This is a genomic window from Pseudomonas sp. GNP014, from assembly GCF_054344005.1.
Map to the genome: position 1 here is coordinate 505,945 of NZ_JBTGUS010000001.1, position 24,056 is coordinate 530,000.

16 protein-coding genes, 5 tRNA genes and 2 rRNA genes are annotated in these 24,056 nt (G+C 54.6%); all 23 read right to left on the reverse strand.

The annotated features are described in order from the left end of the window. Positions 1-21: 21 nt before the first annotated feature. The 23 genes from tuf (ACXX9E_RS02445) to ACXX9E_RS02555 all read right to left on the reverse strand — a co-directional run bounded on the left by tuf (ACXX9E_RS02445) (position 22) and on the right by ACXX9E_RS02555 (position 24,048). On the reverse strand, positions 22-1,215 hold the full coding sequence (tuf, locus tag ACXX9E_RS02445; RefSeq protein ID WP_024164425.1) for an elongation factor Tu: 1,194 nt from the start codon (positions 1,213-1,215) through the stop codon (positions 22-24). Positions 1,216-1,246: 31 nt separating this feature from the next. Continuing rightward, complete coding sequence (fusA, locus tag ACXX9E_RS02450) at positions 1,247-3,352, reverse strand: elongation factor G (protein ID WP_064589462.1); 2,106 nt, start codon at positions 3,350-3,352, stop codon at positions 1,247-1,249. A 30-nt stretch (positions 3,353-3,382) separates the two neighbouring features. Then, complete coding sequence (gene rpsG / locus ACXX9E_RS02455) at positions 3,383-3,856, reverse strand: 30S ribosomal protein S7 (protein ID WP_016772941.1); 474 nt, start codon at positions 3,854-3,856, stop codon at positions 3,383-3,385. A 107-nt stretch (positions 3,857-3,963) separates the two neighbouring features. Further along, complete coding sequence (rpsL, locus tag ACXX9E_RS02460; RefSeq protein WP_003186084.1) at positions 3,964-4,335, reverse strand: 30S ribosomal protein S12; 372 nt, start codon at positions 4,333-4,335, stop codon at positions 3,964-3,966. Positions 4,336-4,550: 215 nt separating this feature from the next. Beyond that, positions 4,551-8,750 carry a DNA-directed RNA polymerase subunit beta' gene (rpoC, locus tag ACXX9E_RS02465; RefSeq protein WP_007962225.1) on the reverse strand — a complete coding sequence of 1,400 codons (4,200 nt, stop codon included), beginning with the start codon at positions 8,748-8,750 and terminating at the stop codon, positions 4,551-4,553. A gap of 64 nt (positions 8,751-8,814) precedes the next feature. After that, complete coding sequence (gene rpoB, locus ACXX9E_RS02470) at positions 8,815-12,888, reverse strand: DNA-directed RNA polymerase subunit beta (RefSeq protein WP_123467463.1); 4,074 nt, start codon at positions 12,886-12,888, stop codon at positions 8,815-8,817. Positions 12,889-13,109: 221 nt separating this feature from the next. After that, a complete protein-coding gene (gene rplL, locus ACXX9E_RS02475) occupies positions 13,110-13,475 on the reverse strand; it encodes a 50S ribosomal protein L7/L12 (protein WP_007962228.1) in 366 nt (121 codons plus the stop codon). A 74-nt stretch (positions 13,476-13,549) separates the two neighbouring features. After that, positions 13,550-14,050, reverse strand: coding sequence for a 50S ribosomal protein L10 (gene rplJ / locus ACXX9E_RS02480; protein WP_003228752.1), 501 nt, complete (start codon positions 14,048-14,050; stop codon positions 13,550-13,552). A gap of 199 nt (positions 14,051-14,249) precedes the next feature. Then, on the reverse strand, positions 14,250-14,945 hold the full coding sequence (gene rplA, locus ACXX9E_RS02485; protein WP_024014523.1) for a 50S ribosomal protein L1: 696 nt from the start codon (positions 14,943-14,945) through the stop codon (positions 14,250-14,252). Beyond that, a complete protein-coding gene (rplK, locus tag ACXX9E_RS02490; RefSeq protein ID WP_003228756.1) occupies positions 14,945-15,376 on the reverse strand; it encodes a 50S ribosomal protein L11 in 432 nt (143 codons plus the stop codon). Before rplK ends, rplA begins: the two co-directional genes overlap by 1 nt. A 117-nt stretch (positions 15,377-15,493) precedes the next feature. Further along, positions 15,494-16,027: a transcription termination/antitermination protein NusG gene (gene nusG / locus ACXX9E_RS02495; protein WP_007957598.1), complete on the reverse strand. Its 534-nt coding sequence runs from the start codon at positions 16,025-16,027 to the stop codon at positions 15,494-15,496. Between the two features lie 9 nt (positions 16,028-16,036). Then, on the reverse strand, positions 16,037-16,405 hold the full coding sequence (gene secE, locus ACXX9E_RS02500) for a preprotein translocase subunit SecE (protein ID WP_064589465.1): 369 nt from the start codon (positions 16,403-16,405) through the stop codon (positions 16,037-16,039). Between the two features lie 45 nt (positions 16,406-16,450). Further along, a tRNA-Trp gene (locus tag ACXX9E_RS02505) sits at positions 16,451-16,526 on the reverse strand. Positions 16,527-16,579: 53 nt separating this feature from the next. Then, positions 16,580-17,773 (reverse strand): elongation factor Tu, encoded by a 1,194-nt coding sequence (gene tuf / locus ACXX9E_RS02510; RefSeq protein ID WP_024164425.1) that lies wholly within the window; start codon positions 17,771-17,773, stop codon positions 16,580-16,582. A gap of 85 nt (positions 17,774-17,858) precedes the next feature. Continuing rightward, a tRNA-Thr gene (locus ACXX9E_RS02515) sits at positions 17,859-17,934 on the reverse strand. 26 nt (positions 17,935-17,960) lie between these two features. Continuing rightward, positions 17,961-18,034 (reverse strand) — tRNA-Gly (locus ACXX9E_RS02520). Positions 18,035-18,059: 25 nt separating this feature from the next. Then, positions 18,060-18,144, reverse strand: a tRNA-Tyr gene (locus ACXX9E_RS02525). 143 nt (positions 18,145-18,287) lie between these two features. After that, positions 18,288-18,734 (reverse strand): hypothetical protein, encoded by a 447-nt coding sequence (locus tag ACXX9E_RS02530; RefSeq protein WP_458554993.1) that lies wholly within the window; start codon positions 18,732-18,734, stop codon positions 18,288-18,290. A 7-nt stretch (positions 18,735-18,741) separates the two neighbouring features. After that, complete coding sequence (locus tag ACXX9E_RS02535; protein WP_123467467.1) at positions 18,742-19,491, reverse strand: pantothenate kinase; 750 nt, start codon at positions 19,489-19,491, stop codon at positions 18,742-18,744. Then, on the reverse strand, positions 19,481-20,434 hold the full coding sequence (gene birA, locus ACXX9E_RS02540) for a bifunctional biotin--[acetyl-CoA-carboxylase] ligase/biotin operon repressor BirA (protein WP_123467465.1): 954 nt from the start codon (positions 20,432-20,434) through the stop codon (positions 19,481-19,483). Before birA ends, ACXX9E_RS02535 begins: the two co-directional genes overlap by 11 nt. Before the next feature lie 132 nt (positions 20,435-20,566). Next, positions 20,567-20,682 (reverse strand): 5S ribosomal RNA (rrf, locus tag ACXX9E_RS02545). Between the two features lie 150 nt (positions 20,683-20,832). Then, a 23S ribosomal RNA gene (locus ACXX9E_RS02550) occupies positions 20,833-23,726 on the reverse strand. Positions 23,727-23,972: 246 nt separating this feature from the next. Then, positions 23,973-24,048, reverse strand: a tRNA-Ala gene (locus ACXX9E_RS02555). Positions 24,049-24,056 lie beyond the last annotated feature (8 nt).

Consider the following 24,056-nt stretch of genomic DNA (forward strand, 5'->3'; position numbering starts at 1 on the left):
AAGCAGACTCTATAAAAGAGATTACTCGATGATTTTGGCTACGACGCCAGCGCCGACGGTACGACCGCCTTCACGGATAGCGAAACGCAGACCGTCTTCCATCGCGATGGTTTTGATCAGGGTAACAGTCATCTGAATGTTGTCACCTGGCATTACCATTTCAACGCCTTCTGGCAGCTCGCAGTTACCAGTCACGTCAGTAGTACGGAAGTAGAACTGTGGACGGTAGCCTTTGAAGAACGGAGTGTGACGACCGCCTTCTTCCTTGCTCAGAACGTAAACTTCTGCGGTGAACTTGGTGTGCGGCTTAACCGAACCTGGCTTAACCAGAACCTGACCACGCTCAACGTCGTCACGCTTGGTACCACGCAGCAGAACGCCGCAGTTCTCGCCAGCACGACCTTCGTCGAGCAGCTTGCGGAACATCTCAACACCGGTGCAGGTGGTGGTGGTGGTGTCACGCAGACCAACGATTTCCAGTGCATCTTGAACGCGAACGATACCGCGCTCGATACGACCAGTCACAACAGTACCGCGACCCGAGATCGAGAATACGTCTTCGATTGGCATCAGGAATGGCTTGTCGATCATACGAACTGGTTCTGGGATGTAGCTGTCCAGAGTTTCAACCAGCTTCTTGACGGCAGTGGTGCCCATCTCGTTGTCGTCTTTGCCTTCCAGCGCCATACGAGCCGAACCGATGATGATTGGAGTGTCATCGCCCGGGAAGTCGTAGGTGGACAGCAGGTCGCGAACTTCCATCTCAACCAGTTCCAGCAGCTCAGCGTCGTCTACCAGGTCAGCCTTGTTCAGGAAAACCACGATGTACGGAACGCCTACCTGACGGGACAGCAGGATGTGCTCACGGGTTTGTGGCATCGGACCATCAGCGGCCGAGCAAACCAGGATAGCGCCGTCCATTTGAGCAGCACCGGTGATCATGTTCTTCACATAGTCAGCGTGACCTGGGCAGTCAACGTGAGCGTAGTGACGGATCAGCGAGTTGTACTCAACGTGCGCGGTGTTGATGGTGATACCGCGAGCTTTTTCTTCTGGAGCGCTGTCGATCTTGTCGAATTCAACTACGGCCGAACCGAAAACTTCGGAGCAGACGCGAGTCAGAGCAGCGGTCAGAGTGGTTTTACCGTGGTCAACGTGACCGATGGTGCCAACGTTGACGTGCGGTAGGGAACGATCAAATTTTTCTTTAGCCACGACAATTAACTCCTAGCCTAAAGGGGCTGAATCAGCCTTGTTTTTTGGTTACGGATTCGACGATGTGCGACGGAGCCGTATCGTATTTTTTGAATTCCATAGAGTAGCTTGCGCGACCCTGAGACATGGAACGAACGTCGGTCGCATAACCGAACATCTCACCCAGCGGAACCTCGGCACGGATAACCTTGCCGGACACTGTGTCTTCCATACCCTGGATCATGCCGCGACGACGGTTAAGGTCGCCCATCACATCACCCATATAGTCTTCAGGCGTAACAACCTCTACCGCCATGATCGGCTCAAGCAACTCACCACCGCCCTTCTGAGCCAGTTGCTTGGTCGCCATGGAAGCAGCCACCTTAAACGCCATCTCGTTGGAGTCGACGTCGTGGTAAGAACCATCGAACACGGTAGCCTTCAGGCCGATCAGCGGATAGCCGGCAACAACGCCGTTCTTCATCTGCTCTTCGATACCCTTCTGGATAGCCGGGATGTATTCCTTAGGAACCACACCACCTACTACTTCGTTCACGAATTGCAGACCTTCCTGACCTTCGTCAGCAGGAGCAAAACGGATCCAGCAGTGACCGAACTGACCACGACCGCCGGATTGACGAACGAACTTGCCTTCGATTTCACAGTTCTTCGTGATGCGCTCACGATACGAAACCTGAGGCTTGCCGATGTTGGCTTCGACGTTGAACTCACGGCGCATCCGGTCAACCAGGATGTCCAGGTGCAGCTCGCCCATGCCGGAGATGATCGTTTGACCAGTCTCTTCATCAGTCTTAACGCGGAAAGACGGGTCTTCCTGAGCAAGTTTGCCCAGAGCGATACCCATTTTTTCCTGGTCATCCTTGGTCTTAGGCTCTACGGCAACCGAAATAACCGGCTCCGGGAAGTCCATACGAACCAGAATGATTGGCTTGTCAGCGTTGCAGAGGGTTTCACCAGTGGTGACGTCCTTCATGCCGATCAGGGCCGCGATGTCGCCAGCGCGTACTTCCTTGATCTCTTCACGGGCGTTTGCGTGCATTTGCACCATACGACCCACGCGCTCTTTCTTGCCTTTAACCGAGTTGATTACGCCGTCGCCGGAGTTCAACACGCCCGAGTAAACACGGACGAAGGTCAAGGTACCCACGAATGGGTCGGTAGCGATTTTGAACGCCAGAGCAGCAAACGGCTCGTCATCACTTGCGTGACGCTCCATTTCCTCTTCCTCGTTATCAGGGTTGGAACCCTTGATAGCAGGAATATCGGTAGGAGCAGGCAGGAAGTCGATAACGGCGTCGAGAACCAGGGGAACGCCCTTGTTCTTGAACGAAGAACCGCAAACAGCCAGAACGATTTCGCCGGCGATAGTACGCTGACGCAAAGCAGCTTTGATCTCTTCGATCGACAGCTCTTCGCCTTCCAGGTACTTGTTCATCAGCTCTTCGTTGGCTTCGGCAGCAGCTTCAACCATGTTGTTGCGCCACTCTTCAGCCAGCTCTTGCAGCTCGGCAGGAATGTCCTTGCGAACAGGGACCATACCCTTGTCGGAGTCATTCCAGTAGACAGCTTGCATGTTGATCAGATCGATCTGACCCTGGAAGTTGTCTTCGGAGCCGATTGCCAACTGGATTGGCACCGGAGTGTGACCCAGACGCTGCTTGATCTGACCGATCACGCGCAGGAAGTTAGCGCCAGCACGGTCCATCTTGTTTACGTAAACAAGACGTGGAACGCCGTACTTGTTGGCTTGACGCCATACGGTTTCCGACTGAGGCTCAACACCCGAAGTACCGCAGAACACAACGACAGCGCCGTCGAGTACGCGCAGGGAACGCTCTACTTCAATAGTGAAGTCTACGTGGCCCGGGGTATCGATTACGTTGAAGCGATGCTCGTGCGGGTACTGCTTCTCGGAACCTTTCCAGAAGGCGGTAATAGCAGCAGAAGTAATGGTAATACCACGCTCCTGCTCCTGAACCATCCAGTCTGTGGTCGCGGCGCCGTCATGCACCTCGCCCATTTTGTGACTTTTGCCGGTGTAAAACAGAACGCGCTCGGTGGTGGTGGTTTTACCAGCATCCACGTGAGCGACGATCCCGATGTTACGGTAGCGGCTAATCGGAGTAGTACGAGCCATAAAGCCCTCGCAAAATTAGTGAAGCTAAAATTAGAAGCGGTAGTGCGAGAAAGCTTTGTTAGCTTCGGCCATACGGTGCACGTCTTCACGCTTCTTAACAGCAGCACCTTTACCTTCAGCAGCATCCAGCAGCTCGCCAGCCAAGCGCAGAGCCATAGACTTCTCGCCGCGCTTACGGGCGAAGTCTACCAACCAGCGCATTGCCAGAGCGTTACGACGGGAAGGACGAACCTCGACCGGAACCTGGTAAGTAGCACCACCAACGCGGCGCGACTTCACTTCGACCAGCGGAGCGATGGCGTCGAGTGCTTTTTCGAAGAGTTCCAGGGGATCGGTGCCGGCCTTACGAGCCGCAACGGTTTCCAGGGCACCATAAACGATACGCTCGGCAACGGCTTTCTTGCCGCTTTCCATAACGTGGTTCATGAATTTGGCGAGGATCTGGCTTCCGTATTTCGGATCGTCCAGAATCTCACGCTTTGCTGCTACGCGACGTCTTGGCATGATAAGCCCTCAAGCGGTCTTCAGGTTAGCTCGGGACAGATCCGATGGATGCGTGCCCGACCTTACTCTTATCGACTCAATAAAATAAAAATCTGCAAAACGACCGATTACTTCGGACGCTTGGTACCGTACTTCGAACGACCCTGGTTACGGCCTTTAACGCCGGAAGTATCCAAGGAGCCGCGAACGGTGTGGTAACGAACACCTGGCAAGTCTTTTACACGACCGCCGCGGATCAGTACCACGCTGTGCTCTTGCAGGTTGTGGCCTTCACCACCGATGTACGAGGAAACCTCGAAACCGTTGGTCAGACGCACACGGCATACTTTACGCAGTGCCGAGTTAGGTTTTTTCGGCGTAGTGGTGTACACACGGGTGCACACGCCACGACGTTGCGGGCAGTTCTGCAGCGCAGGTACGTCGGATTTCTCGACGATACGCTTACGCGGCTGACGTACCAGCTGGTTGATAGTTGCCATCTACTAGCTCCACTGTTGTCTTGCGACGCTATTGTCTTGCAAGAAAAGCAAAATGGCAGGAACGAATTCCCGCCAAATTTAGGGGATCAAGAGTCTAAAGAGGATCTTGCCCCCAGTCAAGGCAAGGCCCCGACCTCCCCGCCCGTCGAACCTTGACAATTTGTCTCGATTCGACGAACGGAGCGATCAGGGCCTCAGCTCATTTATCGCAGAACTCAGTTACCGCTCGAGTTCAGCGCTTCGGTCAGTGCAGCTTCCACTTCACTGGCGCTTACGCGCAACGGTTTGTCAGCATCACGGCGGCGTTTGCGCTCGCTGTGATAAGCCAGACCGGTACCGGCCGGGATCAGACGACCCACGACCACGTTTTCTTTCAGGCCGCGCAGATAATCGCGCTTGCCGGTGACTGCCGCTTCGGTCAGTACGCGGGTGGTTTCCTGGAAGGAAGCCGCGGAGATGAACGATTCGGTCGACAACGACGCCTTGGTAATACCCAGCAGAACGCGAGTGAACTTGGAGACAAACTTGTCTTCCGCGTTCAGACGCTCGTTCTCTACCAGTACGTGAGTCAGTTCCATCTGGTCGCCCTTGATGAAGCTGGAGTCGCCGGACTCGGAGATCTCAACTTTACGCAACATCTGACGCAGAATGGTCTCGATGTGCTTGTCGTTGATCTTCACGCCTTGCAGACGATAAACGTCCTGGATCTCGTTAACGATGTACTTGGCCAGCGCGCTCACACCCAGCAGACGCAGGATGTCGTGCGGATCGCTCGGACCGTCGGAGATAACTTCGCCGCGGTTTACCTGTTCGCCTTCGAACACGTTCAGGTGACGCCACTTCGGAATCAGCTCTTCATACGGATCGCTACCGTCGTTCGGGGTGATAACCAGACGGCGCTTGCCTTTGGTCTCTTTACCGAACGCGATGGTGCCGCTGACTTCAGCCAGAATCGACGCTTCTTTTGGACGACGAGCTTCGAACAGGTCGGCAACACGCGGCAGACCACCGGTGATGTCACGGGTCTTCGAAGTTTCTTGCGGGATACGCGCGATAACATCACCGATCGCGATCTTCGCACCATCCGCCACACCGACCAGGGCGTTGGCTGGCAGGAAGTACTGAGCGATAACGTCAGTGCCTGGCAGCAACAGATCCTTGCCGTTGTCGTCGACCATCTTCACAGCAGGACGGATTTCCTTGCCCGCAGCTGGACGATCTTTCGCGTCGAGTACTTCAATGTTGGTCATACCGGTCAATTCGTCAGTCTGACGCTTGATCGTGATGCCTTCTTCCATGCCCACGTAGGTCACGGTACCTTTCATTTCGGTAACGATCGGGTGAGTGTGCGGATCCCACTTGGCCACGATTGCGCCAGCGTCGACCTTGTCACCTTCTTTAACCGAAATCACGGCACCGTACGGCAGCTTGTAACGCTCGCGCTCACGACCGAAGTCATCAGCGATTGCCAGCTCACCGGAACGGGACACAGCAACCAGGTGACCATCCACACGCTCAACGTGTTTCAGGTTGTGCAGACGGACAGTACCGCCATTCTTCACCTGAACGCTGTCGGCTGCGGAAGTACGGCTTGCCGCACCACCGATGTGGAACGTACGCATCGTCAGCTGGGTACCCGGCTCACCGATGGACTGGGCAGCGATAACGCCGACCGCTTCACCGATGTTCACCTGGTGACCGCGAGCCAGATCACGGCCGTAGCACTTGGCGCAAATGCCATAGCGGGTTTCGCAGCTGATCGGCGAACGCACGATCACTTCGTCGATGCTGTTCAGCTCGATGAATTCAACCCACTTCTCGTCTACCAGAGTACCGGCAGGAACGATAACGTCCTCGGTGCCTGGCTTGAATACGTCACGGGCAATAACACGACCCAATACGCGCTCACCCAACGGCTCTACAACGTCACCGCCTTCAATGTGCGGAGTCATCAGCAGACCGTGTTCAGTGCCGCAATCGATCTCGGTTACAACCAGATCCTGCGCCACGTCTACCAGACGACGAGTCAGGTAACCGGAGTTCGCAGTTTTCAACGCGGTATCCGCCAGACCTTTACGAGCACCGTGAGTCGAGATGAAGTACTGGAGTACGCTCAGACCTTCACGGAAGTTCGCAGTAATCGGCGTTTCAATGATGGAACCGTCCGGCTTGGCCATCAGACCACGCATACCGGCCAGCTGACGAATCTGTGCTGCGGAACCCCGCGCACCCGAGTCGGCCATCATGTACATCGAGTTGAAAGACTCTTGGTCGACTTCGTCGCCGTGACGGTCGATGACTTTCTCTTTCGAGAGGTTGGCCATCATCGCCTTGGAAACTTCATCGTTCGCCTTCGACCAAAGGTCGATCACTTTGTTGTACTTCTCGCCCTGGGTTACCAGGCCGGAGGCGTACTGGCTCTCGATCTCTTTCACTTCGTCGGTGGCTGCACCGATGATGCGGGCTTTTTCGTCCGGGATAACGAAGTCGTTAACACCGATGGAAACGCCGGAGATGGTCGAGTAAGCGAAACCGGTGTACATCAACTGGTCAGCGAAGATCACGGTCTCTTTCAAACCAACCACGCGGTAGCACTGGTTGATCAGCTTGGAGATCGCCTTTTTCTTCATCGGCAAGTTGACGACGTCGTACGACAGACCTTTTGGCACAACCTGGAACAGCAGCGCACGGCCGACAGTGGTGTCGACGATACGGGTACCGCTCACGCTGTTGCCGTCACGGTCGTTGACGGTTTCGTTGATACGTACTTTAACCTTGGCGTGCAGTGCGGCTTCGCCGGCACGGAACACACGGTCAACTTCCTGCAGATCCGCGAATACACGACCTTCGCCCTTGGCGTTGATCGCTTCACGAGTCATGTAGTACAGACCCAATACAACGTCCTGCGACGGAACGATGATTGGCTCACCGTTGGCTGGCGACAGAATGTTGTTGGTCGACATCATCAACGCACGCGCTTCGAGCTGGGCTTCCAGCGTCAGCGGTACGTGCACGGCCATTTGGTCGCCGTCGAAGTCGGCGTTGTACGCGGCGCAGACCAGCGGGTGCAGCTGAATAGCCTTACCTTCGATCAGTACCGGTTCAAACGCCTGGATACCCAGACGGTGAAGGGTCGGTGCACGGTTGAGAAGAACCGGGTGTTCGCGAATCACTTCAGCGAGAACGTCCCAAACCTCTGGCAGTTCGCGCTCGACCATTTTCTTGGCCGCTTTGATGGTGGTCGCCAGACCACGCATTTCCAGCTTGCCGAAAATGAACGGTTTGAACAGCTCGAGAGCCATCTTCTTCGGCAGACCGCACTGGTGCAGACGCAGGGTCGGGCCTACGGTAATTACCGAACGACCGGAGTAGTCAACACGCTTACCGAGCAAGTTCTGACGGAAACGACCCTGCTTACCCTTGATCATGTCAGCCAGGGATTTCAGAGGACGCTTGTTCGAACCGGTGATAGCGCGGCCACGACGACCGTTGTCGAGCAGTGCATCGACCGCTTCCTGCAACATACGCTTTTCGTTGCGCACGATGATGTCCGGAGCGGACAGATCCAGCAGGCGCTTCAAACGGTTGTTACGGTTGATCACTCGACGATACAGATCGTTGAGGTCGGAAGTCGCGAAGCGACCGCCATCCAGCGGGACCAGTGGACGCAGATCTGGCGGCAGAACCGGCAGAACGGTCAGCACCATCCACTCTGGCAGGTTGCCGGAACCCTGGAAGGCTTCCATCAACTTCAGACGCTTGGACAGCTTCTTGATCTTGGTTTCGGAGTTGGTTTGCGGAATTTCTTCACGCAGACGGCCAATCTCGTGTTCCAGGTCGATAGCGTGCAGCAGTTCACGGACAGCTTCTGCACCCATGCGGGCGTCGAAGTCGTCACCGAACTCTTCCAGCGCTTCGAAGTACTGCTCGTCGTTCAGCAGCTGACCTTTTTCAAGGGTGGTCATGCCTGGATCGATAACGACATAGCTCTCGAAGTAGAGAACGCGTTCGATATCACGCAGGGTCATGTCCATCAGCAGGCCGATACGGGACGGCAGCGATTTCAGGAACCAGATGTGGGCTACCGGCGAAGCCAGTTCGATGTGCGCCATGCGCTCACGACGAACCTTGGCCAGTGCAACTTCAACGCCGCACTTCTCGCAGATCACACCACGGTGCTTCAAGCGCTTGTACTTACCGCACAGGCACTCGTAATCCTTTACCGGGCCAAAGATCTTGGCGCAGAACAGACCGTCACGCTCAGGTTTGAACGTACGGTAGTTGATGGTTTCCGGCTTTTTAACTTCACCGAACGACCACGAGCGGATCATCTCAGGCGAGGCCAATCCGATACGGATGGCGTCGAACTCTTCGACTTGACCCTGGTTTTTCAGCAAATTCAGTAGGTCTTTCAAGGCCTTTCCTCCTGGCGGAGCAGAGAGCGGGCAATCCTGCCCCGCTCTCGATTCGCGTCACGTGTTATTCGGTTTCCAGATCGATATCGATGCCGAGGGAACGAATTTCCTTGATCAACACGTTGAAGGACTCGGGCATGCCCGGCTCCATACGGTGATCGCCATCCACGATGTTTTTGTACATCTTGGTACGGCCGTTCACATCGTCCGACTTCACTGTGAGCATTTCTTGCAGAGTGTAAGCAGCACCGTATGCTTCCAGTGCCCAGACCTCCATCTCCCCGAAACGCTGACCACCGAACTGCGCCTTACCACCCAGCGGCTGCTGGGTAACCAGGCTGTACGAACCGGTAGAACGCGCGTGCATCTTGTCGTCTACCAAGTGGTTCAGCTTCAGCATGTACATGTAGCCAACGGTAACTGGACGCTCAAACTTGTTGCCGGTACGGCCGTCAGTCAGCTGCATCTGGCCGCTTTCCGGCAGGTCTGCCAGTTTCAGCATGGCCTTGATTTCGCTTTCCTTGGCGCCGTCGAACACTGGGGTGGCCATTGGAACACCGCCACGCAGGTTCTTCGCCAGATCCAGGATTTCCTGATCGGAGAAGCTGTCCAGATCTTCGTTACGACCGCCGATCTGGTTGTAGATCTCGTCCAGGAAGGTACGCAGCTCAGCGACTTTACGCTGCTCTTCGACCATCCGGTTGATCTTCTCGCCCAGACCTTTGGCTGCGAGGCCCAGGTGGGTTTCAAGGATCTGACCAACGTTCATACGCGAAGGTACGCCCAGCGGGTTGAGGACGACGTCGACCGGGGTGCCATTGGCATCGTGCGGCATGTCTTCAACCGGCATGATCACGGAGACCACACCTTTGTTACCGTGACGACCGGCCATCTTGTCGCCCGGCTGGATGCGACGACGGATTGCCAGGTAAACCTTGACGATTTTCAGCACGCCTGGAGCCAGGTCATCGCCCTGCTGCAGTTTGCGCTTCTTGTCTTCGAACTTGTCGTCGAGCAGACGGCGGCGATCAACGATGTAGGCCTGAGCCTTCTCGAGCTGCTCGTTCAGAGCATCTTCAGCCATGCGCAGTTTGAACCACTGACCATGCTCAAGACCGTCGAGTACTTCGTCGGTGATGTCCTGACCCTTCTTCAGACCGGCGCCGCCTTCAGCCTTGTGGCCTACCAGAGCGGAGCGCAGACGTTCGAAGGTCGCGCCTTCAACGATACGGAACTCTTCGTTCAGATCCTTGCGGATCTCGTCCAGCTGGGACTTCTCGATCGACAGTGCACGAGCATCACGCTCAACGCCGTCACGGGTGAAGACCTGTACGTCGATGACAGTACCTTTGGTGCCGGTAGGCACGCGCAGGGAGGTGTCTTTAACGTCGCTGGCTTTTTCACCGAAGATCGCACGCAGCAGTTTTTCTTCCGGAGTCAGCTGGGTCTCGCCTTTCGGAGTGACCTTGCCCACCAGGATGTCGCCTGCGCCTACTTCAGCACCTACGTAAACGATACCGGCTTCGTCCAGCTTGTTCAGTGCAGCTTCACCCACGTTCGGGATGTCCGCAGTGATTTCCTCTGGGCCAAGCTTGGTGTCACGGGCCACACAGGTCAGTTCCTGAATGTGGATCGTGGTGAAACGGTCTTCCTGAACAACACGCTCGGACAGGCAGATGGAGTCTTCGAAGTTGAAGCCGTTCCATGCCATGAACGCGATGCGCATGTTCTGACCCAGCGCCAGTTCACCCATGTCGGTGGACGGGCCGTCGGCCATGATGTCGCTACGCTGAACGCGATCACCCTTGCTCACCAGCGGACGCTGGTTGATGCAGGTGTTCTGGTTCGAGCGGGTGTATTTGGTCAGGTTGTAGATGTCGACACCCGCTTCACCGGTTTCGACTTCATCATCAGCAACACGAACCACGATACGGCTGGCGTCGACGGAATCGATCACGCCGCCACGACGAGCCACGACGCAAACGCCGGAGTCACGGGCTACGTTACGCTCCATGCCGGTACCTACCAGCGGCTTGTCAGCGCGCAGGGTTGGTACAGCTTGACGCTGCATGTTCGAACCCATCAACGCACGGTTGGCGTCGTCGTGCTCAAGGAACGGAATCAGCGACGCTGCGACCGAAACTACCTGCTTCGGCGAAACGTCCATCAAAGTGACGTCTTCCGGCGCCTTGACGGTGAATTCGTTCAGGTGACGTACGGCTACCAGTTCGTCGATCAGGACTTTCTGGTCGTTCATGGTCGCCGAAGCCTGCGCGATCACGTGATCGGCTTCTTCAATGGCGGACAGGAACACGATCTCGTCGGTGACCACACCCTCTTTCACCACGCGGTACGGGCTTTCCAGGAAACCGTACTGGTTGGTGCGAGCGTAAGCCGCCAGGGAGTTGATCAGACCGATGTTCGGACCTTCCGGCGTTTCGATCGGGCATACACGGCCGTAGTGAGTCGGGTGTACGTCACGAACTTCAAAGCCTGCGCGCTCACGAGTCAGACCACCAGGGCCGAGTGCAGAAACACGACGCTTGTGGGTGATCTCGGACAGCGGGTTGTTCTGGTCCATGAACTGAGACAGCTGGCTGGAACCGAAGAACTCTTTCACCGCCGCAGCCACTGGCTTGGCGTTGATCAGGTCTTGCGGCATCAGGCCTTCGCTTTCTGCCATCGACAGACGCTCTTTGACCGCACGCTCAACACGCACCAGGCCAACGCGGAACTGGTTCTCGGCCATCTCGCCGACGCAACGAACGCGACGGTTACCCAGGTGGTCGATGTCGTCGACGATGCCTTTACCGTTACGGATGTCGACCAGAGTCTTCAGTACCGCGACGATGTCTTCCTTGCACAGCACGCCCGAACCTTCGATCTCGGTGCGACCGATACGACGGTTGAACTTCATCCGGCCGACCGCAGACAGGTCATAGCGCTCAGGGCTGAAGAACAGGTTGTTGAACAGGGTTTCGGCAGCGTCCTTGGTTGGCGGCTCGCCTGGACGCATCATGCGATAGATCTCGACCAGCGCTTCCAATTGGTTGCTGGTGGAGTCGATCTTCAGCGTGTCGGAGACGAACGGACCGCAGTCGATGTCGTTGGTGTACAGAGTTTCGATGCGAACGACACCGGCCTTGGCAATTTTCGCCAGGACTTCGGTCGACAGCTCGGTGTTGCACTCTGCCAGGATTTCGCCGGTAGCCGGATGCACGATGACCTTGGCGGTCGTGCGACCCAGGACGTAGTCCAGAGGCACGTCCAGCTCTTTGATCCCGGCTTTTTCCAGCTGGTTGATGTGGCGGGCAGTAATACGACGGCCCTGCTCAACAATCACCTTGCCTTTGTCGTCCTGAATGTCGAGGACAGCGACTTCACCGCGCAGGCGCTGAGGCACCAGCTCCAGGCTCAGGCCTTCGCCTTTAACGTGGAATACGTTGGTGGTGTAGAACGCGTCCAGCACTTCTTCGGTGGTGTAACCGAGCGCGCGCAGCAGTACCGAGGCCGGCAGCTTGCGACGACGGTCGATACGCACGAACACGCAGTCTTTCGGGTCGAACTCGAAGTCCAGCCACGAACCGCGGTAAGGAATGATGCGAGCGGAGTACAACAGTTTGCCGGAGCTGTGCGTCTTGCCGCGGTCGTGGTCGAAGAACACGCCCGGGGAACGGTGCAGCTGGGAAACGATAACACGCTCGGTACCGTTGATTACGAAGGTACCGTTCTCAGTCATCAATGGGATTTCGCCCATGTAGACTTCTTGCTCTTTGATGTCCTTGATCGCTTTGTTCGACGATTCTTTGTCGAAAATGATCAGGCGCACTTTTACCCGCAAAGGTACGGCGAAAGTTACACCGCGCAATACGCATTCTTTGACATCAAATGCCGGTTCGCCCAGGCGATAACCGACGTACTCCAGCGCAGCATTGCCGGAGTAGCTGATGATCGGGAAAACGGATTTGAAGGCCGCATGCAGGCCCACGTCGCGGAACTGATCTTTAGTCGCTCCCGCTTGCAAGAATTCACGATACGAATCCAGCTGGATGGCCAGGAGGTACGGCACATCCATGACGTCCGGCAACTTGCTAAAGTCCTTGCGGATACGTTTTTTCTCAGTATATGAGTAAGCCATCAGCGTTCCCCAGCTTGGTCACCTGCTTGTTTGGCCCCTCCCGACGGGAGCAGCCAGAAAATCGTGCAAACCCCATGGTTTGCGCCACCGCATCGGGTGGTTACAGCGCCTTTATCAGCACCGACCCAGTCGGCTGCCAATAACGGAAAAAGGCCGGTGGCAAGAGCCACCAGCCATCAGCCTGTCGCTTGACGCTCGGGCTGGAGGAGCAAAGTCGATACTTATTTCAGTTCGACTTTAGCGCCTGCTTCTTCCAGCTTCTTCTTAGCGTCTTCAGCAGCTTCTTTCGAAACGCCTTCAGCTACAACCTGAGGAGCGCCGTCTACTTTCTCTTTGGCTTCTTTCAGGCCCAGACCGGTCAGTTCACGAACTGCCTTGATCACGTTAACCTTCTTCTCGCCAGCTTCCAGCAGAACAACGTTGAACTCGGTTTGCTCTTCAACAGCAGCAGCAGCTACAGCTGGGCCAGCCGAAGCAGCAGCAGCGGTAACACCGAAGGTTTCTTCCATCGCTTTGATCAGCTCAACGATTTCCACTACGGATTTCTGGCCGATTGCTTCGATGATTTGTTCGTTAGTCAGAGACATGACTCAATTCCTGAATTGGGGGACGGCCTACGCGACCATCGAAATAAACAAAAAACGCGAGAAGTTGACGAGCCTTAGGCTGCGGCAGCTTCTTTCTGGTCGCGAATTGCCGCCAGAGTACGAGCCAATTTGCTGGTAGCGCCTTGAATCACGCTCATCAGCTGAGAAATTGCTTCGTCACGGGTCGGCAGAGTTGCCAGTACGTCGATCTGATTAGCTGCGAGGAACTTGCCCTCGAACGCAGCTGCCTTGATCTCGAACTTGTCCTGACCCTTGGCAAACTCTTTGAAGATACGGGCAGCAGCGCCCGGATGTTCGTTCGAGAATGCAATCAGGGTCGGGCCGGTGAACACGTCGTTGAGGACACTGTATTCAGTGTCAGCAACAGCGCGCTTGAGCAGGGTGTTACGTACAACACGTACGTAAACGCCAGCTTCACGAGCCTCTTTACGGAGTCCGGTCATTGCGCCTACTGTTACGCCACGGGCATCAACCACGACAGCGGACAGAGCGACTTTGGCAGCCTCGTTGACTTCAGCGACGATGGCCTTCTTGTCTTCGAGATTAATTGCCACGGGTTTAACTCCTGCTTGTTACCGTTTCACTCGGTCGAAACCGAATGTCGTTTTGGTGTCTGATTCGGTAAGGAACCGGGAGCACCATCTGCGTAGGCTTGTGGTTTAAGGCTTGCGCCGCCTACGGTCTTGGATAGCCCCCGCCAGGCAGGGACCCCAATCTTTCAACTGGCGCGATCAAATCGCGCCAATTTTTGTCTTACGCGTCGAGCGAGCTTTGGTCGATAACCAGACCTGGGCCCATGGTGGTGCTCAGGGTAACGCGCTTGACGTAAATGCCTTTCGAGGAAGCTGGCTTGATACGCTTCAGATCAGCGATCAGGGCTTCAACGTTTTCCTTCAGCTTGACGGCATCGAAGCCGATCTTGCCAACGGAAGTGTGGATGATGCCGTTTTTGTCGGTGCGATAACGAACCTGACCAGCCTTGGCGTTTTTAACCGCGTTAGCCACGTCTGGAGTTACGGTGCCGACTTTCGGGTTAGGCATCAGGCCACGTGGACCGAGGATCTGACCCAGCTGGCCTACAACGCGCATGGCATCCGGGGATGCAATCACTACGTCATAGTTCAGGTCGCCGCCTTTCATTTCGGCAGCCAGATCGTCCATACCTACACGGTCAGCGCCGGCAGCCAGAGCGGCCTCGGCAGCTGGACCCTGGGTGAACACGGCTACGCGAACGGTCTTGCCAGTGCCATGCGGCAGCACAGTAGCGCTACGAACAACCTGGTCGGATTTACGTGGGTCTACACCCAGGTTTACAGCAACGTCGAACGACTCGCTGAACTTGACAGTCGACAGCTCAGCCAGCAGAGCAGCAGCGTCTACAATGTTGTAGGCCTTGCCTGCTTCGATTTTGCCGGCGATAGCCTTTTGACGCTTGGTCAGCTTAGCCATTACACACCCTCCACATTAAGGCCCATGCTACGAGCAGAACCGGCGATAGTACGCACGGCTGCATCCATATCAGCTGCAGTCAGATCCGCGTTTTTGGTTTTCGCGATTTCTTCCAGCTGAGCACGGGTAACAGTGCCGACCTTAACGGTGTTCGGACGAGCGGAACCGCTGGTCAGACCGGCCGCCTTCTTCAGCAGAACCGAAGCAGGGGTGGATTTGGTTTCGAAAGTGAAGCTACGGTCGCTGTAGACAGTGATGATCACTGGAGTCGGCAGACCTGCTTCAAGACCCTGAGTACGGGCGTTGAAGGCCTTGCAGAATTCCATGATGTTCACGCCGTGCTGACCCAGAGCAGGACCAACAGGTGGACTTGGGTTAGCCTGAGCGGCCTTCACTTGCAGCTTGATGTAAGCGGTAATCTTCTTGGCCATGAGGCACTCCAATTACGGGTTCGAACGCCTCGAAAGGCTCCCCGGTTACTTGCGCGTTTATCCCAGTGACGACAAAACCCCACAGCCTTGGGCTGTGGGGTTGGGATGCTTGCCCAGTTAGACCTTTTCGACCTGACTGAACTCCAGCTCCACCGGAGTAGAGCGACCGAAAATGAGCACCGCCACTTGGATCCGGCTCTTTTCGTAGTTAACTTCTTCAACGACGCCGTTGAAATCGGCGAATGGACCGTCGTTGACACGCACCGTCTCACCTGGCTCGAACAACGTCTTCGGCTTAGGCTTGTCGCTACCATCAGCAACGCGACGCAGAATTGCTTCTGCCTCTTTATCCGTAATAGGCGCTGGCTTATCAGCAGTACCGCCGATAAAACCCATCACGCGAGGAGTGTCCTTGACCAAGTGCCAAGTACCCTCATTCATATCCATCTGAACCAGCACGTAGCCTGGAAAGAACTTTCGCTCGCTTTTGCGCTTCTGGCCATTGCGCATCTCAACCACTTCTTCAGTGGGAACCAGAATCTCGCCGAAGCCATCTTCCATGCCAGCCAGCTTTACGCGCTCGATCAGCGAGCGCATCACATGCTTCTCGTAACCCGAGTAAGCATGCACAACATACCAACGCTTAGCCACGGGACACCCTTAGCCGACAATCAAGGAAACAAGCCAGCCGAGCAGGGAATCAAGTCCCCACAACAGCAACGCCATAACCAAAACAACAGCCACGACAATCAGCGTGGTCTGCGTGGTTTCTTGGCGAGTTGGCCACACGACTTTACGAATCTCGGTGCGAGCTTCCTTAACCAGTACAAAGAAAGACTTGCCCTTAGCAGTCTGCAGGCCTACAAAGGCAGCTACAGCAGCAATGACAAGCAAAGCAAGTACACGGTACAGGATCGGCGAAGCAGCGTAATACTGATTGCCAACAACGCCAACAACCACCAAAGCGACTACTACAAGCCACTTGAGCAGATCGAAGCGAGAGCCTTGAGCTTCAGCCTTAGGAGTCATCTATGAAGATCCTGTGAAAAGAAAGCCAGACACACCGAGTGAATCTGGCAGGTCAGGAGGGAATCGAACCCCCAACCTACGGTTTTGGAGACCGTCGCTCTGCCAATTGAGCTACTGACCTAAAACAAAATCAGGCCGACCATTATGCCGGCCCGAAAAATACATTACAACCGTTTATTCGATGATTTTGGCTACGACGCCAGCGCCGACGGTACGACCGCCTTCACGGATAGCGAAACGCAGACCGTCTTCCATCGCGATGGTTTTGATCAGGGTAACAGTCATCTGAATGTTGTCACCTGGCATTACCATTTCAACGCCTTCTGGCAGCTCGCAGTTACCAGTCACGTCAGTAGTACGGAAGTAGAACTGTGGACGGTAGCCTTTGAAGAACGGAGTGTGACGACCGCCTTCTTCCTTGCTCAGAACGTAAACTTCTGCGGTGAACTTGGTGTGCGGCTTAACCGAACCTGGCTTAACCAGAACCTGACCACGCTCAACGTCGTCACGCTTGGTACCACGCAGCAGAACGCCGCAGTTCTCGCCAGCACGACCTTCGTCGAGCAACTTGCGGAACATCTCAACACCGGTGCAGGTGGTGGTGGTGGTGTCACGCAGACCAACGATTTCCAGTGCATCTTGAACGCGAACGATACCGCGCTCGATACGACCAGTCACAACAGTACCGCGACCCGAGATCGAGAATACGTCTTCGATTGGCATCAGGAATGGCTTGTCGATCATACGAACTGGTTCTGGGATGTAGCTGTCCAGAGTTTCAACCAGCTTCTTGACGGCAGTGGTGCCCATCTCGTTGTCGTCTTTGCCTTCCAGCGCCATACGAGCCGAACCGATGATGATTGGAGTGTCATCGCCCGGGAAGTCGTAGGTGGACAGCAGGTCGCGAACTTCCATCTCAACCAGTTCCAGCAGCTCAGCGTCGTCTACCAGGTCAGCCTTGTTCAGGAAAACCACGATGTACGGAACGCCTACCTGACGGGACAGCAGGATGTGCTCACGGGTTTGTGGCATCGGACCATCAGCGGCCGAGCAAACCAGGATAGCACCGTCCATTTGAGCAGCACCGGTGATCATGTTCTTCACATAGTCAGCGTGACCTGGGCAGTCAACGTGAGCGTAGTGACGGATCAGCGAGTTGTACTCAACGTGCGCGGTGTTGATGGTGATACCGCGAGCTTTTTCTTCTGGAGCGCTGTCGATCTTGTCGAATTCAACTACGGCCGAACCGAAAACTTCGGAGCAGACGCGAGTCAGAGCAGCGGTCAGAGTGGTTTTACCGTGGTCAACGTGACCAATGGTCCCTACGTTGACGTGGGGCAGGGAACGATCAAATTTTTCCTTAGCCATCGATAACACCCTCAAACAGAAGAATTAGACAAACAATATCTACCATTAAAACAAAGGCAGATATTTTCATATCTGCCTTGTTATATGGAGCTCTTGAGCGGATTTGAACCGCTGACCTCACCCTTACCAAGGGTGTGCTCTACCAACTGAGCTACAAGAGCGAAACACTTTGCACAACCTGCAAACTTGGAGCGGGTAGCGGGAATCGAACCCGCATCATCAGCTTGGAAGGCTGAGGTTCTACCACTAAACTATACCCGCGGAGCCTGCAGCTCACGCTAAAATCTGGTGGAGGGAGAAGGATTCGAACCTTCGAAGTCGTAGACGTCAGATTTACAGTCTGATCCCTTTGGCCGCTCGGGAACCCCTCCTAATCAGGCCGGCATTCTATACTATGCCAAACCCCTGTCAAGCATTTTCTCATTTAAAAACCTGAGGTTAGCTGCATTGACACCGCCCTACTGCAACTGCCTGTTCAGGCCTTCACTGTGGAGCGGGCGCCATTCTATGCAAACTATTCAGCCGGTGCAACCCCTCCACACAGCATTATTTTATGTTTTAACTCATTGAATTCCTTGGAAAGGTTCTTCAACTGCTCATCTCCCAGCAAACGCTGGCTTTCAGGTGAAATTCGCAACCAATATCCTGAGTCAGGAAAGTCTTTTTGCGAAGACTGAGTCTTCACCTCCATCTGAACAAGACGCCGATCGAGAGCCTGCAGTGACTCCGCGCGGGCAAACCCACCGACGTAAACGCACTGTTCGCCCTCCGCCTCCGTGCGCGACGCCCCCGCTTTCTGTGCAGGAGAGCCACCACTCTCACTCAGCAAGCGAATATCTTGTTGCGTCCCCCGATACAAACTGAGGGGGGTGACATCTTTGGCTCGCAAAGGAGCCTCCTGCTGATGCCAGACGTAATAGAACACATTGAGAACAACCAGCAGCAGGAACAACCAACGCATACGAACCTCAGGAAAAAGGACACGCCATAGCCAAGCCCACAAACACCAGATCGGGAACGATTCGAGCATCAGGCGCAGCGCCTGCAACCAGTTCGGCATCTCCACCAGTGATAAAAACAGTGAAGTCCTGCCCCCAATAGGCTCGCGCCATCTCCAACTGAGTGAGCACAAACCCCTTCAACATCAGCGAACATCCGCGCTCTACAGCCTCGACCGTAGTACGGCCTGGAGCCTGGCTGGCCAAGGCACGCTCGGCAGCCAGATCCCCATATCGAATTTTCCTGGTATGGGTTCGCAGCTGATTACGCATCAACGGCATACCGGGACAAATGAAGCCACCAAGATGCTCACCGTCTGCAGCAATAAAATCCGCAGTGACCGCAGTGCCGAAATCCAGAACCAGGCACGCGCCATTCGCCAGATGAAAGCCACCAAGCATTGCAAGCCAACGATCCAGCCCCAGTCTCTCGTAATCCTCGTATCCATTTTTTACGCCAGACATCTCTCTAGCAGATTTCGCACAGACGACCGTTACGCCGAACTCCCGCTCAAGCATCGCGGTTAGCGCAACAGTTTCCTCAACAGTACGCACACTCACCAAACGGCAGTTACTTAATGCAAGTCCATCCAGGCCTCGAAGGCTTTCCAACAGCGCCTGATCTGAATCGACCACACCCTCTGCCATCAAGGCTACCGCCTTCGCCTTCAGCACTCGCCATTTAATGAAGCTGTTGCCGCAGTCGAGCTCAAGAATCATCACGCAACCTCAGGCTAAGCTCGCCGCCACTAAAGACTTTTTCCATGCCATTCACCTTCAATCGCAGCGCGCCCTGGTTATCGATCCCAAGCACTACGCCATCTATCTGATTGACACCCGCTATCAGGGAAACCATCCGCCCCTGCCAAAGATGGTTCTCTTCCCACTCAGCCTGAAGAACAGAAAAACCACCGACCTGGTGACGCTGTATGTATGCCTGTAATTGGTTACTCAACTCGACGACCAGCGCATTTCGATCAAAGCTTTTACCTGACTCCAACCTCATCGAGGTCCATTGCTGATCAACCTCATCAGCCGCCTGCATATTCACGTTAATGCCGATCCCTAGCACTACATGACATACATCTGCCGGATCTCCGACGAGCTCGAGCAATATCCCGGCGATTTTTTTACTGTCGACGAGAACATCATTCGGCCATTTCAGTCCCACGTCAGCCACTCCCAGCTTTCTGAGGGTTTGCATAACCGCGAGCCCAACGACCAGGCTCAGACCCTCAAGCTGACGCATACCACCATCAATGCGCAGTACAAGGCTGTAATAGAGATTCTCGGCGAAGGGACTTACCCATTTGCGCCCCCTACGCCCTCGACCGGCAATCTGCCGCTCCGCGACTACCAAAAATGGTGCAACCTGACCTTGCCCAATGGCCCGCAGCGCCTGGGCATTAGTAGAGTCAATGGAGTCAAAAACCGTTACTGGCCAGCTTGGCGACATTCCTGCCATGCCAAGGGGATCCAGCAACATCAAGGGGGTAGCCAACTGATAGCCTCGCCCCCGAACCTTATGAATGGACAGCCCAAGCTCCGCCTCAAGATGCTGAAGCTGCTTCCACACCGCACTTCGACTAATTCCCAGGGCCTCGCCCAAGTCCTGACCAGAATGGAATCGGCCATCCTTCAGAAGGTTCAACAACGTCAGCATGCAGATCTCGCCTCACAATGAGGCCCGAATAATATCCATGACCCGCGCCGTTGCATAGAAATCAAGCAGACGCATTTCCTGCGGGCAAAACAAAACCCCAACTGCTTTCGCAATTGGGGTTTCGGAATTTAATCTTGACGATGACCTACTCTCACATGGGGAAACCCCACACTACCATCGGCGATGCATCGTTTCACTTCTGAGTTCGGGATGGGATCAGGTGGTTCCAACGCTCTATGGTCGTCAAGAAATTCGGGTACTGACTCGTGACCATCTGGCCTCGCTTCAGCAAATCGGGTATGTGATACAGGTGTCTTGTGAGCAGCGCGAACTTTCGGTTCATTTCGTCTTCACACACCGCAATCTGGTCTCTTCGACGCAAATTGCTTGGGTGTTATATGGTCAAGCCTCACGGGCAATTAGTATTGGTTAGCTCAACGCCTCACAGCGCTTACACACCCAACCTATCAACGTCGTAGTCTTCGACGGCCCTTCAGGGAACTCAAGGTTCCAGTGAGATCTCATCTTGAGGCAAGTTTCCCGCTTAGATGCTTTCAGCGGTTATCTTTCCCGAACATAGCTACCCGGCAATGCCACTGGCGTGACAACCGGAACACCAGAGGTTCGTCCACTCCGGTCCTCTCGTACTAGGAGCAGCCCCTCTCAAATCTCAAACGTCCACGGCAGATAGGGACCGAACTGTCTCACGACGTTCTAAACCCAGCTCGCGTACCACTTTAAATGGCGAACAGCCATACCCTTGGGACCGGCTTCAGCCCCAGGATGTGATGAGCCGACATCGAGGTGCCAAACACCGCCGTCGATATGAACTCTTGGGCGGTATCAGCCTGTTATCCCCGGAGTACCTTTTATCCGTTGAGCGATGGCCCTTCCATACAGAACCACCGGATCACTAAGACCTACTTTCGTACCTGCTCGACGTGTCTGTCTCGCAGTCAAGCGCGCTTTTGCCTTTATACTCTACGACCGATTTCCGACCGGTCTGAGCGCACCTTCGTACTCCTCCGTTACTCTTTAGGAGGAGACCGCCCCAGTCAAACTACCCACCATACACTGTCCTCGATCCGGATAACGGACCTGAGTTAGAACCTCAAAGTTGCCAGGGTGGTATTTCAAGGATGGCTCCACGCGAACTGGCGTCCACGCTTCAAAGCCTCCCACCTATCCTACACAAGCAAATTCAAAGTCCAGTGCAAAGCTATAGTAAAGGTTCACGGGGTCTTTCCGTCTAGCCGCGGATACACTGCATCTTCACAGCGATTTCAATTTCACTGAGTCTCGGGTGGAGACAGCGCCGCCATCGTTACGCCATTCGTGCAGGTCGGAACTTACCCGACAAGGAATTTCGCTACCTTAGGACCGTTATAGTTACGGCCGCCGTTTACCGGGGCTTCGATCAAGAGCTTCGCGTTAGCTAACCCCATCAATTAACCTTCCGGCACCGGGCAGGCGTCACACCCTATACGTCCACTTTCGTGTTTGCAGAGTGCTGTGTTTTTAATAAACAGTCGCAGCGGCCTGGTATCTTCGACCGGCATGAGCTTACGGAGCAAGTCCTTCACCCTCACCGGCGCACCTTCTCCCGAAGTTACGGTGCCATTTTGCCTAGTTCCTTCACCCGAGTTCTCTCAAGCGCCTTGGTATTCTCTACCCAACCACCTGTGTCGGTTTGGGGTACGGTTCCTGATTATCTGAAGCTTAGAAGCTTTTCTTGGAAGCATGGCATCAACCACTTCGTCACCTGAAAGGTAACTCGTCATCAGCTCTCGGCCTTAGAATCCCGGATTTACCTAAGATTCCAGCCTACCACCTTAAACTTGGACAACCAACGCCAAGCTGGCCTAGCCTTCTCCGTCCCTCCATCGCAATAACCAGAAGTACAGGAATATTAACCTGTTTTCCATCGACTACGCTTTTCAGCCTCGCCTTAGGGACCGACTAACCCTGCGTCGATTAACGTTGCGCAGGAAACCTTGGTCTTTCGGCGTGGGTGTTTTTCACACCCATTGTCGTTACTCATGTCAGCATTCGCACTTCTGATACCTCCAGCAAGCTTCTCAACTCACCTTCACAGGCTTACAGAACGCTCCTCTACCGCATCATCCGAAGATGATACCCGTAGCTTCGGTGTATGGTTTGAGCCCCGTTACATCTTCCGCGCAGGCCGACTCGACTAGTGAGCTATTACGCTTTCTTTAAAGGGTGGCTGCTTCTAAGCCAACCTCCTAGCTGTCTAAGCCTTCCCACATCGTTTCCCACTTAACCATAACTTTGGGACCTTAGCTGACGGTCTGGGTTGTTTCCCTTTTCACGACGGACGTTAGCACCCGCCGTGTGTCTCCCATGCTCGGCACTTGTAGGTATTCGGAGTTTGCATCGGTTTGGTAAGTCGGGATGACCCCCTAGCCGAAACAGTGCTCTACCCCCTACAGTGATACATGAGGCGCTACCTAAATAGCTTTCGAGGAGAACCAGCTATCTCCGAGCTTGATTAGCCTTTCACTCCGATCCACAGGTCATCCGCTAACTTTTCAACGGTAGTCGGTTCGGTCCTCCAGTCAGTGTTACCTAACCTTCAACCTGCCCATGGATAGATCGCCCGGTTTCGGGTCTATTCCCAGCGACTAGACGCCCTATTAAGACTCGCTTTCGCTACGCCTCCCCTATTCGGTTAAGCTCGCCACTGAAAATAAGTCGCTGACCCATTATACAAAAGGTACGCAGTCACAGAACAAAGTCTGCTCCCACTGCTTGTACGCATACGGTTTCAGGATCTATTTCACTCCCCTCTCCGGGGTTCTTTTCGCCTTTCCCTCACGGTACTAGTTCACTATCGGTCAGTCAGTAGTATTTAGCCTTGGAGGATGGTCCCCCCATATTCAGACAAAGTTTCTCGTGCTCCGTCCTACTCGATTTCATGACTAAGAGATTTTCGCGTACAGGGCTATCACCCACTATGGCCGCACTTTCCAGAGCGTTCCGCTAATCTCAAAGCCACTTAAGGGCTAGTCCCCGTTCGCTCGCCACTACTAAGGGAATCTCGGTTGATTTCTTTTCCTCAGGGTACTTAGATGTTTCAGTTCCCCTGGTTCGCCTCTTGCACCTATGTATTCAGTACAAGATAACCATCTTATGATGGCTGGGTTCCCCCATTCAGACATCTCCGGATCAAAGTCTGTTTGCCGACTCCCCGAAGCTTTTCGCAGGCTACCACGTCTTTCATCGCCTCTGACTGCCAAGGCATCCACCGTATGCGCTTCTTCACTTGACCATATAACCCCAAGCAATCTGGTTATACTATGAAGACGACATTCGCCGAAAATTCGCAAAACTCTTAAGAGTCACTCACAAATTTTACCTTAGCCTGATCCGTTACCAGTGAAAGTAACGTTCAGTCTATCTTTCTATCACATACCCAAATTTTTAAAGAACGAACTAGTCAAAGACTAGAAATCAACATTCATCATCACACTGATGGAATGCTCATTTCTAAGCTTTCAAACTTCAGAAGCAGTAGTGGTGGAGCCAAGCGGGATCGAACCGCTGACCTCCTGCGTGCAAGGCAGGCGCTCTCCCAGCTGAGCTATGGCCCCGTATTTCT